Raw genomic sequence first — 14,012 nt, forward strand, 5'->3', positions numbered from 1 at the left:
ACCTATTAAAGTGGATAGTTTTTATTTACTTAATTGCTTCATGAACTTTTAGTTGTTTCCCTTTAATCGTTGTAGTCTTCATGACTTTCAAGACAAGTGGTCCTTTTCCATTTAATATTTCGACGTAAGAAACATTATCTTGTATCGTAATAATACCTATATCTTCTGCTGTAACACCTTTAATTTTAGCAATTGTACCGACGAAATCTACCGCCCTAATTTTCTTTTTTTTCCCGCCATTAAAGTACAGCTTCATAATGCCTTTGTTGATGTCTGCATTTTTATCTTTCTTTATAATTGGTTTAGCATGTATCTTTTCTTCAAATGCAGCTTTCCCTTTCATAACTTCTTCTTTTGAAGGTCCAATTGCCTTTGGAATTTCAAAGCCAATATACTCCTCAATCTCTTCTAAAAATCTATTTTCATATGGTGTTATAAATGTAATAGCTTTTCCACTATTTCCAGCTCGTCCTGTTCTTCCAGTACGATGTACATAGCTTTCTTTTTCAAGTGGAATATCATAATTAATAACATGTGTAATATTATCAATATCAATTCCTCTCGCAGCTACGTCTGTTGCTACTAAATAACGGAATTTTCCTTTTCTAAAATCATCCATGACTTCAAAACGATCTTCTTGTACCATACCACCATGTATTTTGTCACAAGGATAGTTAGCTCGTTTTAATTGTCTATATACATGATCTACATTTTCTTGTGTACGGCAGAAAATAATACAGCTATCAGGATTCTCAATCGTTGTTACATCTTTAAGTAGTGAAAGCTTCTCGTCTTCTATCGCCTCAAAAAGGGTATGTTCAATTTTATCCGTCGTAATCCCAGCCGCTTTAATTTCAATATGAGTTGGTGCATTCATATATGTACGTGATAACCTTTCAACATCTTCCGGTAAAGTTGCTGAAAATAACATTGTCATTCTATTTGTAGGTAATTCATCAATAATTGCCTCTACTTGATCGATAAAGCCCATGTTTAGCATTTCATCTGCTTCATCAATCACTAAATATTTTAATCGCTCTAAAGAAAGGGTCCCTTTTTCAATATGATCCAATACACGCCCTGGAGTCCCTACTACAATATGCGTCTTTTGCTTTAACTCTAATTTTTGACGTGCAAATGGGGACTTACCATAAATTGCGGCGGCTTTAATTCTTTTGAATCGCCCTATATTTGTAATATCTTCTTTCACCTGTACCGCAAGCTCTCTCGTTGGTGTTAAAACTAATGCTTGTGGTTTATTCTCTTCCCACTCCACCATCTCACAAAGTGGAATACCAAATGAAGCTGTTTTTCCACTTCCCGTCTGGGACTTCACAACAAGATCCTTCTTTTGTAATGCGACTGGAATAACCTCACCTTGTACTTCTGTTGGATGATCATACCCTAACCCAGTAAGTGCCCTTACAATTTCTTTACTTAATTTATACTCAAAAAACCCTTTTTTACTCATATATTAACCTCATTTTATTCTGTATTATTTTCTTTTTTATCTTTTGTATACGTTACTATCGCCCTACTTATTATACTTGAAACCTCACATAAAAAGATGGATTATGCCAGATTCATCTTTTTATATAGAAATAAACCTTATCATTTCATATATTGTTCAACTACTTGATAACATCTTTTGCTCGTATTGTTAGCATTAACCTTTTCATAGAATCCTACATCCACTCCAAAAAATAAAAAGAATACATACACCCTTGTATAATTATCTTAATTTTTCAACCTTTTTTATAAACGAACAATACAAACAAAACAACGTTTTAAATTCGTTTTTAACGTTGTTTTTTAGATATAAAATCTACTTTTAAAAAAAACGTTAAGAAATCCTTTGACTTTTTAATGAAAACAATGTAAATTATCATATGGACGAACATTTTTGATTAATAAAAATAAAATATTCGTATTTTAGGGGTGTAAATGATGGAAAACGTATTCGACTATGAAGATATTCAATTAATTCCTGCAAAATGTATTGTGAACAGCCGCTCTGAATGTGATACAACTGTCACTTTAGGTAAACATAAATTTAAATTACCTGTCGTACCTGCAAATATGCAAACGATTATTGATGAAAGAATTGCAACTTATTTAGCTGAAAATAATTACTTCTATATCATGCATCGTTTCCAACCAGAGAAACGAATCTCATTCATTAGAGATATGCAATCACGTGGATTAATCGCTTCTATTAGCGTTGGTGTAAAAGCGGACGAGTATGAATTCGTACAACAGTTAGCTGCTGAACACCTTACACCTGAATACATCACGATTGATATCGCGCATGGACATTCTAATGCTGTAATCAACATGATTCAACATATTAAAAAGCATTTACCAGAAAGCTTCGTTATCGCTGGAAACGTTGGAACTCCAGAAGCGGTAAGAGAATTAGAAAACGCTGGTGCTGACGCAACAAAAGTTGGTATTGGACCTGGTAAAGTTTGTATTACTAAAATTAAAACAGGCTTTGGAACTGGTGGTTGGCAACTAGCTGCACTTCGCTGGTGTGCAAAAGCTGCAAGTAAACCAATTATCGCTGACGGTGGTATTCGTACACATGGCGACGTAGCTAAATCTATTCGATTTGGGGCGACTATGGTTATGATCGGTTCTCTATTCGCTGGTCATGAAGAGTCTCCAGGGGAAACAATCGAAAAAGACGGCAAACTTTATAAAGAGTACTTCGGTTCAGCTTCTGAATTCCAAAAAGGTGAGAAGAAAAACGTTGAAGGTAAGAAAATGTTCGTTGAGCATAAAGGTTCTTTAGAAGACACTTTAATCGAAATGGAACAAGATCTTCAATCTTCTATCTCTTACGCTGGTGGAACAAAATTAGACTCTATTCGTACTGTGGATTATGTAGTCGTGAAAAACTCTATTTTCAACGGTGATAAAGTATATTAATTTTTAAATTTAACTCGAAGGACAAGCAGTTTTATGCTTGTCCTTCTTTTTCATATATAGAAATGTAAAATATTTTCATTTTACTGAATTTTCTAGTATTATGTTTTTAAATACTTATAATAAGGGGGATATAGCAAATGAAAAAAACTATTGAGAAACGTCATATTCGTGCAGACGTTCCTACTGAATTAACATGGGACCTCTCTGATTTATACGAATCTGATAAAGAGTGGGAAACTGCATTACGTGTATTAACAGATGATATAAAAAAACTTGATGCGTTTAAAGGTCAATTACACACTAGTCCCACGACCTTATTACATTGCCTACTTTTAGAAGAAGAGCTTTTAATGAAGTTAACAAAATTATACTCCTACGCAAATTTAAAAGAATCTACCGACCGTACAAATCCAGTTGTTCAAGCGAACTCTTCCAAAATTTCCGCTTTATGGACGAAAGTACATACGGCGCTATCCTTTATTCATAATGAAATTCTCTCATTAGAAGAAGGAACAATTGAAAAATATTTAACTCAAGAAACAAAACTTGAACCTTTCCGTAAATCATTACTAGACATATTACAAAAAAGGCAGCACACGCTCTCTCCTGAAACTGAAGAAGCACTTGCTGCACTTGGTGAAGTACATAGTTCTCCATACAAAATTTACGGCATGACTAAATTAGCCGATATGGATTTTAATTCCATACAAGACGAACAAGGAAACGAACTCCCTGTCTCATTTGCATTATTTGAAAGTAAATATGAGTTTTCTCCAAGCGTAGACATACGCAGAAAGGCATACTCATCATTTGTGTCCACTTTGAAGCGATATAAAAATACCGTGGCAACAACATATGCTACCGAGGTAAAAAAACAAGTAACACTCTCTCGTTTACGCAAATTTGAATCTGTTACTCATATGCTTTTAGAACCTCAAAAAGTTCCACTTGAAATGTATAACAATCAACTCGATATTATTTATAAAGAATTAGCGCCTCATATGCGCCGTTTTGCAGATTTAAAAAAGAAAGTATTAGGACTCGATCAAATGCTGTTCTGTGACTTACATGCACCTTTAGATCCCGAATTTAATCCAGCAATTACTTACGAAGAAGCAGGAAAACTCATTCAAGAATCTTTACAAGTACTTGGCGATGAATATAGTGCCATTATCGAAAAAGGATTCAAAGAAAGATGGGTCGACCTTGCAGATAACGTAGGCAAATCAACTGGAGCATTTTGTTCAAGTCCATACGGTTCTCATCCATACATTTTAATTACATGGCAAAATACGATGCGCGGTTGCTTCACATTAGCTCATGAATTTGGGCACGCTGGTCATTTTTATTTAGCAAATAAAAACCAACGTATTATGAATGTACGTCCATCTATGTACTTCGTTGAAGCACCATCTACAATGAATGAATTACTATTAGCCCAGCATTTATTAGCGACGAATGACGATAAGAGAATGCGCAGATGGGTAATCCTGCAACTACTTGGCACATATTATCACAACTTTGTTACTCACTTACTTGAGGGAGAATATCAAAGAAGAGTATACAGCCTAGCAGAAGAAGGTGGAGCACTTACAGCTACAACTTTAACTGAAATAAAAACAAATGTCCTTTCAACATTCTGGGGAGATTCCGTAAAAATTGATGAAGGTGCTGGCTTAACTTGGATGCGTCAACCTCATTATTATATGGGCTTATATTCTTACACGTATTCCGCAGGCCTCACTGCATCTACTGCAGTAGCTCAAATGATTAAAGAAGAAGGACAACCTGCCGTTGATCGCTGGTTAGATGTACTTCGCGCTGGTGGTACGATGAAACCACTTGAATTAATGAAACATGCCGGAGTCGATATGTCAAAACCAGATGCAATCCGCAGAGCTGTTTCTTACGTTGGTTCCTTAATTGATGAATTAGAGCGCTCTTATCAAGAATAAAAAATAAGCCCTCGCTTTATGAGGGCTTATTTCATATTTACTTTCCAAATCTTTTACGGTATCCACATTTTCTACATAGCTCTTCAACTGCAACTCTTCTAGAAAATCCATCAACAATGTTTGTCGCTCTTTCACCTTCTATAATGTTAGAAAATGAGTCATTATTAATATTCCCAAGATTAATGATTCCCTCACCATCTAAACAACAAGGAATAACCGTTCCGTTCGCTAAAATACCAGCTTGATTTCGAAGCCCGTGACAGAATCCTTTTCCATCATCCTCTTCTTCATGCAATGCTGGCCACTGGAATTCATAGTCTTGATTAATAAAGACACGTTCCGCAATTTTTATACCTTTTCCTGGTGTAAGCTTCTCTTCAATTTGATAAGATAGATCAAACTCATTTTCAATGATGGATAATAACTCTCTATTCTTCTGAATTTCAGCATTCGTTTTATTATCCTGCGTTAAATTCCATAATCTTAGTGAAACAATTAAATCTGATTGACTTGTCGCCTCTCTAATGAAGGAAAGTATACTTCTTACATAGCCCTCTTTATCTTGCGAACCTGGGTGCCCATCAAAACTATGTAGTGAAAAATTCATTTGTCTTAAAGCAGGCTTATTTAACAATCTATGCCTTCTCTTATTAATTAACGTTCCGTTCGTTGTAATATTAACTTTAAACCCTTTTTCATGGCTTAAATCTAACAATTGATCTATTTTTGGATGCAGCAACGGCTCACCCTTCACGTGCAAATAAATGTAGTCTGTGTGTGGTTTAATTTGGTCTAACCTTTTTGCAAAATCCTCCACAGAAATGAATTGCTTCTGTCTTTCCGTCGGCGGACAAAAGCTGCACGCAAGATTACATACACTCGTAATCTCCAAGTAAAATTTCTTAAACTTCTTCACCTTTAACTCCTCACTTCTATGACTACTTATACTTTTTCCTCTTCATATTACAGCATACTTTTTTAGAAATAGAAACATACTTATTTTAGGAAATATAGAAAACGGCCACATCTGTAGCCGTTTGAATGTACTATTACTATTTATGATACGGTTCCCCACGATTAATACGAAATGCTCTATACACTTGCTCAAGCAATACTAATCGCATTAATTGATGTGGTAGTGTCATCTTTGAAAAAGAAAGAGATTCATTTGAACGTTTCATTACTTCTGAACTTAGTCCAAGTGATCCACCAATTACAAAGGCAACTTTACTCTTCCCATATGTAGCAAGACGATCTAAGCTTACTGCAAATTCTTCTGATGATTTTTGCTTTCCTTCTATCGCTAACGCAATGACATGCGTATCATCAGAAATTTTATCTAGTATACGTATACCTTCTTTTTCTTTTACAATTAACATTTCTGCTTCACTTAAATTTTCTGGTGCCTTTTCATCTGGCAATTCAATTACTTCTACTTTTGCGTATGCAGATAATCGTTTTAAGTATTCTGCTATACCTTGTTTTAAATATTTTTCTTTTAATTTCCCAATTGAAATAATCGAGATATTCACACGTATTCCCCACCTTACAAACATGTTATCCACATAACTTATCCACATATCCACAATTGTTACCCACATATTGTGTGAGAATCTGTGTTCGATACAACATATGTCGCCTCATTTTGACAAAATTCACATGTTTTTTTCTCTTTTTCTGAGTTATCCACATTGTTAATAACCGGTGGCACTTCACACTCATCCACAATAATATCTAAAGCTAATTCAACATGTTCTAAACAACAAGGTAAGTTCATATTCTTCACCTCACTTTTCTACAATAGAAAACAGGAGGTAGGCCCTCCTGTTTTTAATACTTTTGAATGCCTAGTTTAACCGTTGTTGTTGCTCGTTTTGTACCACGATAAAACGTAAGAGTCATTTTATCATTAATTTTTTTATCATATAAGGCCGTACGGAATCCGATAATATCGCGAACTGGTTTCCCATCTACTGCTACAATCACATCGTGTTCTCGCAAACCAGCATCTGTACCTGGCGAAGGACTTTTCACATCTAAAATGCAAACTCCCTCTGTTACATTGCCTGGTAAATGCAATGTTTTTGACCAATAGTAGTTTGGAATTTCATTTAATGATCTCAGTTCAATTCCAACATACGGTCTTCTTACTTTTCCGTACTTCTCTAATTCATTCATAATTGGAACAGCTCTAGTAACAGGAATAGCTAGCCCAATTCCTTCTACTTCTTTTGCCGCAATTTTCATTGAGTTAATACCAATTAATTGACCCGCTGCATTTACAAGCGCACCACCACTATTACCCGGATTAATTGCTGCGTCTGTTTGCAACACTTCTACTTGCCAATCATAATGTCCATCTTGATCTAAATCTACAGGGACAATACGCTCATTAGCTGAAATAATACCTTGTGTGACAGTTCCAGAAAATTGGAGCCCGAGTGGGTTTCCAATCGCAATGACTGGTTCTCCTCTACGAACAGTATTAGAATCGCCAATCTCAATTACTTTTTTCACATGCTTTGCATCTATCTCTAGTACAGCCAAATCTGTGACTACATCGGTTCCTAATACCTTTCCTGGAACCTTCTTACCGTCACTTAAACTTACTTCAATACGATTTGCTCCAGCAACAACATGATTATTCGTTACAATATAAGCTTGACCATCTGTCTTCTTATAAATTACACCTGATCCCGTACCTGCTTCTGAATCTGCCTCTGAAAAATTATCTCGTTGAATATTAATAACTCCAACAACAGCTTCAGACGCACGATCAACAGCATCCACAAAACTAATCTGTTTAATGCCTTGAGCTTCCGCCATATTACTTCCACTTGCTTCAGCTTGCGGAAACGCGTCCGTATCATTTGAAAATAAAGGAGCTCCAAATGCAAATAACGAAGCTCCTACAATTGTTCCTGCTATGCTAGAAATAACAATACCTTTATGCTTCTTTTTCCTTGCACGTTTCATACGATAATTTTCTCCATCAATAAAGGACATATTTGTTCACCCATCTTCCTGAAAACAACTATATTCACCTTTATTGTTTACTAAAATGGAGAATTATACGTATTGAATTTTTGTAGGCATTTTTGGATCTGTATCGTGGATTTCAAAAGCTTCTCCCACTCCAAATCCCTTTTCCTCTAATACTTGCGATACTGACATTCGCGCCAGTTCTTTCATGTTATTATCTAAACTTAAATGGGCTAAATAAATATGCTTTGTCTCATCTGTAATTACATCCGCCATAGCCAATGCAGCATCTTCATTACAAACGTGCCCTACGTCACTTAAAATACGTCGCTTAATACTCCATGGATAGCGTCCCATACGAAGCATTTCCACGTCATGATTGCTTTCAAACACGAAAGCATTAGCCCCCTTAATAACACCTTTCATACGGTCACTCACGTATCCTGTATCTGTAATAAGAGCTAACTTTCTATTATTGTTATGAAAAGCATAGAACATCGGCTCTGCCGCGTCATGTGAAACTCCAAATGACTCGACCTCAATATCACCGAATGTTTTTACATCCCCAACTGAGAAAATAAACTTTTGCTCAGTTGGGATATTTCCTATTAAGTGTTCCATTGCATTCCATGTTTTCTCATTTGCATAAACAGGTAAATCATATTTACGTGCCAATACACCTAATCCTTTAATATGATCACTATGTTCATGTGTTACAAGAATACCCGATACATCGTTTATATTTAATTCTGCCTGTTTAAATAAAGCCTCAGTTGCTTTACCACTTAAACCTGCATCGACAAGTAACTTCTTTTCATCTGTTCCTACATATAGCATATTCCCTGTACTTCCACTTGCAAGTACGCTAAAATGCAATCCCATTCTTTCTCACTCCAGTATGTTCATCAACCACTTGATTTTCCTTTTCCCCTAATTCCATAACTTGTCCTTCAATTGCATTTACAAAGAAGTCCTGCTTCTGCTCCGTCTTTAAGTTCCACGTTGGAGCAAGTACTTGGTTATTAGAAGTAGATGCGGTAAGGTTGGCATAACCAATTTGCGCTTCTTTTACATGTGTATTCCCATGAATTTTATTTTTTAAATACAGATTTTCTAAAGCAGTTTGGGCAGTAATAATTTCTTGCTGTTTCGTTTTTTCACTTTCGCCCATTTCTTTTAAACCTGTTAGCATCGTCTGCGTGTACGACACAAGTTCATTTTTTTCATTTAATTCCACAACAATCATTGCCTGATCGTTATAGAAAATAGGCTTATCTTTATATTTTTGGAAGAAGTAAATTTTAGAGTCTTTCATCGCCCCAAACTCATACTTTTGTCCATCTAATACATAGTTCTTCAAAAAATCATTATACTTATCTTTGGATAAAGATTTTGTATTTAAAAAGGGCTCTTTTAGCTTACTTTCTATCTTGTACATATTTTGTATATGCGCCGTTTGATTTTTTAAAGACTGTACGTCTTCTTCTTTAAATGTCTTGTTTTCAGCCCTAATAAATGACTCTTTTTTCGGTTCTTTAGGAAAATTACCCATAGTAATTTTGTTTGCTTTTAATTCTTGATCTATCTTTGTTTCTGCAATAAGCTCCAATTGATTACTATCTTGCTTTTGAATGAATTGAAAAATGAGAAAGAGGTCCAAAACAAAAAAGGTCACAATAAATATGGTTTTAATCCGATCCCAATCCATTTAGTCCTCCCTCATTCCACTCATATATTTTTTGTTTGCCAGCTTCATCTTCAACAAACTTTACATACCAAATTGGCTGTAGTCGCGCTACTTGCCCATCTAGTGATAATTTGTATCCAATCCCAATATCTTTAATAGATCTTTTATCTACCGCGGCATTATTTTCTAAGGATGCTATTACAACATGACCTGACGGAAGAGTAACCTTCTGCTCTATACCTTTCGTATTTAAAGAAAGCAACGGTCTTTCATATTCCATTACTTCTTCCGATCCCCATACTTGTCTCAATTCAGCTAATCCATCTGTATTGAATACGGGATATCCATCTTCCTGTAAGCGGAATACTGTCTGTCCTTTATTCATATAGTCCAAACGATATGAATCCAAACTCCCACTGTGACCATTTACAAAATCAAAACTTTTTTGTAAAAGCATTAAATTATCTGGCTTTTTCTCACTTAAAACAGAAGAATTTTTATACTTTAGCATATGCTGATCGTTTTCAATCTCCATAGACCTAATACCATCTGTAAATATTTCTTTCGATCTCTCGATAATAGGGCTTAAATAACGTGGATCACTAAAAAGAGCATTCTTAAATGTATCAACCGCCAAATTAGATGAAATATATGTTATATTACTTAATTCTGTCGTTCCATCTGGTAAAAATAACTTTTTCATATCATTAATTTGATAGTCAAAATAAGGTTTCGCTGATACTATAAATTGATTTTGTGCATTTACAATATCTTTTAAATACACACCACTTAATTTTGCTTCATATATTCTAGAGTTATCACCATCAGAAACAAAATTAATTTTAATTTCTTGATCCCTACTTCTAGAAGGATCAAGAATAATTCGATTAAAGTGTTTAGGCTTAGCTATACTTTTTTCTTTCATACTAAACATAGATTTAACTGCATCAAATGGGATGTTGGTAGGGAAAATAAGTTCAATTTTCCCTTCACCATGAACATAAGAAAGGAAGTCAGCCTTAGCAATCGATATCTCTTTGAACTCATGTAATTCCCCTGCTTCCAAAGTTCTATAGATTGATTCTATATCTCCCTCTCTTTTGCTCCCGTAATGATTTTTATCTTTATGCACGATGATAGAAGTAGGGCGGACAACATCAGCGATTTTAGTTTGAGTATTTCCCTCATTCCCCTGTACAAATTTTGCATTTTGCATAGATGTGGAATCTGGCACATACGTCCATAAGTTAAAAGTAAGAAATAGACTAATTACAACTAAATTAATTAAAACTATCGTTTTAACATTCTCCATACTCATTCCCATTCGTCCTCTTCATCTGCTGCCATAGGCAATGTGAAATAAATCGTTGTCCCTTTTCCTTCCTCACTCTTTGCCCAAATCGAGCCACCATGTGCCTCAATCATTTCTTTCGCAATCGCTAATCCAAGTCCTGTACCGCCCATTTGTCTTGAACGTGCTTTATCTACGCGATAAAAACGTTCAAAGATTTTATCAACGTTTTCTTTCGGAATACCCATTCCTTGGTCACTTACACTAATCTCTAATAATTCTCCGCGATCACGTAAACGATATGTTACGGTTCCACCTTCTGGCGAATACTTTAATGCATTCGAAATAATGTTATACAATACTTGCGTAATTTTATCCGTATCCATATCAATAAATCGAGATTTTTTAGAGAAAGATCGTTTGAAGCTTACGTTTTGCTCTTTAGACATTTCAAAACGATCAATAATGTTATTAAAGAAGTCAGTAAAGTCGACCCATTCTTTCATTAAACGATGTTCTGTACTATCGAGTTTAGATAGTTGCAATAACGCATTTACAAGTCTAATCATTCTTTCTGTTTCTTCTTGTGTAACTGTTAAAAATTGTGGTGCAATATTTGGATCTTGCCATGCACCGTCTGTAAGTGCCTCTAAGTAACTGCGCATTGTCGTTAATGGCGTTCTTAATTCATGAGAGACGTTTGCTACAAACTCGCGGCGTTCTCTTTCTATACGCTCCTGCTCAGTCACATCATATAATACGGCAATTAAACCATTTGCTTTCCCTGTCTCTTTTTGAATAACAGAGAAACTAGCGCGTAAAATATATGGCTCATTTCTCGTACTAAAATCTAATAAAACAGAATCCGGCTCTTCGTATAAATGATCGAGCGTAAATTCTTCTTGTATTCCCAATACTTCTAAAACAGATTGATCGAGCGCCGTTTCACGCGAAACATTTAGCATCTTTTCCGCAGGATCATTTAATAAAATAATGTCCCCTTTTCGATCAGTAGCAATTACTCCATCTGTCATATGTGATAATACGGATGACAATTTACGTCTTTCACTTTCTGTTGAAGAACGAGCTTGTTGTAATTTTTTTGATAAATTATTGAAAGATAATGCTAATTGCCCAATTTCATCATGGCTGTGCACTTTTACTTTTCTTGAATAGTTTCCTTTTGCCATTTCAATTGCTTGTCTTCGCATATCAGAGATTGGTCTCGTAATCGTTTGAGCTAACAAAATTCCAAGTACAGCTGTTACGAGTAATGCAATAACGGTTCCGGTCGCAAAGATTTGATTAATATCCTTCATCTGCTTATAAACATCTTCCATGGATGCAACAACGTAAATAGCACCAAGTGCATCTTTGTTGTTATCATCCATAATAGGAGTAATCATAACTTGTACACGGTGACCTGTACGACCATCCTTCTCAATTTTCACTTCTGGTTTTTTTTGTACCAATACCCGCTGAACAGCTATATCAGTTGACGTTCTATTTACCTTGTTTTGCTTTGACTCATCTGAAATAGCGAGCAGCTTTCTATTCGCATCAAATACACTTACCTCTTGAATATCCTTCTTTCGATCAGAGGCAAATTTTCGAATGGAAGTTTTAATCGTTTCACCTGTTGATTCTGTCTCTGCTTTTGTATAACTTTTTTTAAACTCTTGTTTCAAGTTATACGATAATAAGTTCGTTTGTTGCGTTAAAGAATCTCTAAAACCTTGTACAAGACTCTTTTCTAACTCTCTTACGAAATATACCCCAATAACTTGCATAGCTATCAATATTAATAGCATATATATGAGTACAAATTTTAAATGAATAGATTGAAAAAAACCGACTTTCTTCATATACTATTCCTGCTCTGGGTCACGCAAGTAATACCCTACTCCACGTCTAGTGACAATTAATGTAGGATGACTTGGATTATCTTCAATTTTTTCACGTAGACGACGTACTGTTACATCCACTGTACGTACATCTCCAAAATAGTCATAACCCCAAACTGTTTGCAATAAATGTTCACGTGTCATAACTTGTCCTAAATGTTTTGCTAAATAATGTAATAGCTCAAATTCACGGTGTGTAAGCTCAATATTTTCCTCACGTTTCGTTACACTATACGCATTTGGATTGATAACAATTGGTCCAATAACCATTTCCGTATTTTCTTCTTTTTCTGCCGCACCACCTTGCTGATGGCGACGTAAATTCGCCTTCACGCGAGCAAGTAATTCCCTCGTACTAAATGGCTTCGTTACATAATCATCTGCCCCAAGCTCAAGTCCTAATACTTTATCGATTTCAGAGTCCTTCGCTGTAAGCATAATAATCGGCATTTCTGAGCTTTTACGTATTTCACGGCAAACCTCTAAGCCATCCTTACCTGGTAGCATAATATCTAATAAAACCATATCTGGTTGTTCTTCAGTTGCTTTTTCAATTGCTTCATCACCATCATGCGCCATTACAATTTCAAAACCTTCTTTTTCTAGGTTGAACTTCAAAATATCTGCAATCGGCTTTTCATCATCAACTACTAAAATTTTCTTTCCCATCATCGTTTATTTCCTCCTTATAAAGTGAAGCTTTAATCAGCCCTCACCAATTGGGCTTTTACGGGCAGCCCTCCCTCCACCTAACTTCTTTGCTTTCGCTGAATTTTAAGATGGAGGCCTTACTGCCCATTAAATAGCGGGGTAAAAATATGGTCAATATCCCTAAACACATTGATGTCTACATAGTATGTCCCTATATGACCGCATCTTTTGCTTAAGTACTTTCTCCTCTATTCTCACAGACTCATGTATGATCCACTTTTACACGGAATCCTATACGATCTATAGAAAAACCTCTAGCTTCAACTGCTAGAGGCTCCTCATTCTATTTTAAAATAACTACTCAATTTTGTAAAATTACACAAATAAAAAGGATATTAAGTGGGCCCACTTAATATCCTGAGAGTGGCTCGGGACGGAATCGAACCGCCGACACGAGGATTTTCAGTCCTCTGCTCTACCGACTGAGCTACCGAGCCAAAACTATATATAAAACCACTAATGGTGGTATAAACAAAAGTGGCGGTCCCGACCGGGGTCGAACCGGCGATCTCCTGCGTGACAGGCAGGCATGTTAACCACTACACCACGGG

At 35.6% G+C, this 14,012-nt stretch carries 12 protein-coding genes and 1 tRNA gene; 2 read left to right on the forward strand and 11 right to left on the reverse strand.

All coding sequences use genetic code 11. The annotated features are described in order from the left end of the window. Positions 1-25: 25 nt before the first annotated feature. On the reverse strand, positions 26-1,471 hold the full coding sequence (dbpA, locus tag MR083_RS18545; RefSeq protein ID WP_000037423.1) for an ATP-dependent RNA helicase DbpA: 1,446 nt from the start codon (positions 1,469-1,471) through the stop codon (positions 26-28). A gap of 476 nt (positions 1,472-1,947) precedes the next feature. Between dbpA and guaC the strand changes: the two genes are divergently transcribed. Together guaC and pepF are read left to right on the forward strand one after the other, a co-directional pair. After that, on the forward strand, positions 1,948-2,931 hold the full coding sequence (gene guaC, locus MR083_RS18550; protein WP_000432432.1) for a GMP reductase: 984 nt from the start codon (positions 1,948-1,950) through the stop codon (positions 2,929-2,931). Positions 2,932-3,068: 137 nt separating this feature from the next. Then, positions 3,069-4,886, forward strand: coding sequence for an oligoendopeptidase F (pepF, locus tag MR083_RS18555; RefSeq protein WP_242269696.1), 1,818 nt, complete (start codon positions 3,069-3,071; stop codon positions 4,884-4,886). A gap of 37 nt (positions 4,887-4,923) precedes the next feature. Here the strand turns inward: pepF and MR083_RS18560 are convergent, their stop codons facing one another. The 10 genes from MR083_RS18560 to MR083_RS18605 all read right to left on the reverse strand — a co-directional run bounded on the left by MR083_RS18560 (position 4,924) and on the right by MR083_RS18605 (position 13,898). Beyond that, entirely contained in the window at positions 4,924-5,802 is an 879-nt protein-coding gene (locus tag MR083_RS18560) for a radical SAM/SPASM domain-containing protein (protein WP_000713634.1), read from the reverse strand. Positions 5,803-5,938: 136 nt separating this feature from the next. Continuing rightward, the gene (rlmH, locus tag MR083_RS18565) at positions 5,939-6,418 is read right to left on the reverse strand and encodes a 23S rRNA (pseudouridine(1915)-N(3))-methyltransferase RlmH (RefSeq protein ID WP_001027003.1); all 480 of its coding nucleotides are present in this window, start codon (positions 6,416-6,418) and stop codon (positions 5,939-5,941) included. 59 nt (positions 6,419-6,477) lie between these two features. Further along, the gene (locus tag MR083_RS18570; protein WP_001052835.1) at positions 6,478-6,663 is read right to left on the reverse strand and encodes a CxxH/CxxC protein; all 186 of its coding nucleotides are present in this window, start codon (positions 6,661-6,663) and stop codon (positions 6,478-6,480) included. 53 nt (positions 6,664-6,716) lie between these two features. Continuing rightward, positions 6,717-7,892 (reverse strand): S1C family serine protease, encoded by a 1,176-nt coding sequence (locus MR083_RS18575; RefSeq protein WP_000008058.1) that lies wholly within the window; start codon positions 7,890-7,892, stop codon positions 6,717-6,719. 63 nt (positions 7,893-7,955) lie between these two features. Beyond that, positions 7,956-8,750 (reverse strand): MBL fold metallo-hydrolase, encoded by a 795-nt coding sequence (locus tag MR083_RS18580; protein ID WP_000522836.1) that lies wholly within the window; start codon positions 8,748-8,750, stop codon positions 7,956-7,958. Continuing rightward, on the reverse strand, positions 8,734-9,576 hold the full coding sequence (locus MR083_RS18585; protein WP_000383736.1) for a two-component system regulatory protein YycI: 843 nt from the start codon (positions 9,574-9,576) through the stop codon (positions 8,734-8,736). The genes MR083_RS18580 and MR083_RS18585 overlap by 17 nt, the downstream gene beginning before the upstream one ends. Then, a complete protein-coding gene (locus MR083_RS18590) occupies positions 9,557-10,873 on the reverse strand; it encodes a YycH family regulatory protein (RefSeq protein WP_029141246.1) in 1,317 nt (438 codons plus the stop codon). Before MR083_RS18590 ends, MR083_RS18585 begins: the two co-directional genes overlap by 20 nt. Continuing rightward, complete coding sequence (gene walK, locus MR083_RS18595) at positions 10,870-12,711, reverse strand: cell wall metabolism sensor histidine kinase WalK (RefSeq protein ID WP_000755380.1); 1,842 nt, start codon at positions 12,709-12,711, stop codon at positions 10,870-10,872. The genes MR083_RS18590 and walK overlap by 4 nt, the downstream gene beginning before the upstream one ends. A gap of 3 nt (positions 12,712-12,714) precedes the next feature. Then, positions 12,715-13,422 (reverse strand): cell wall metabolism DNA-binding response regulator WalR, encoded by a 708-nt coding sequence (gene walR, locus MR083_RS18600; RefSeq protein ID WP_000971872.1) that lies wholly within the window; start codon positions 13,420-13,422, stop codon positions 12,715-12,717. A gap of 403 nt (positions 13,423-13,825) precedes the next feature. Continuing rightward, positions 13,826-13,898, reverse strand: a tRNA-Phe gene (locus MR083_RS18605). Positions 13,899-14,012 lie beyond the last annotated feature (114 nt).

Source organism: Bacillus cereus group sp. BfR-BA-01408, assembly GCF_022663305.1.
Lineage (GTDB): Bacteria > Bacillota > Bacilli > Bacillales > Bacillaceae_G > Bacillus_A > Bacillus_A pacificus.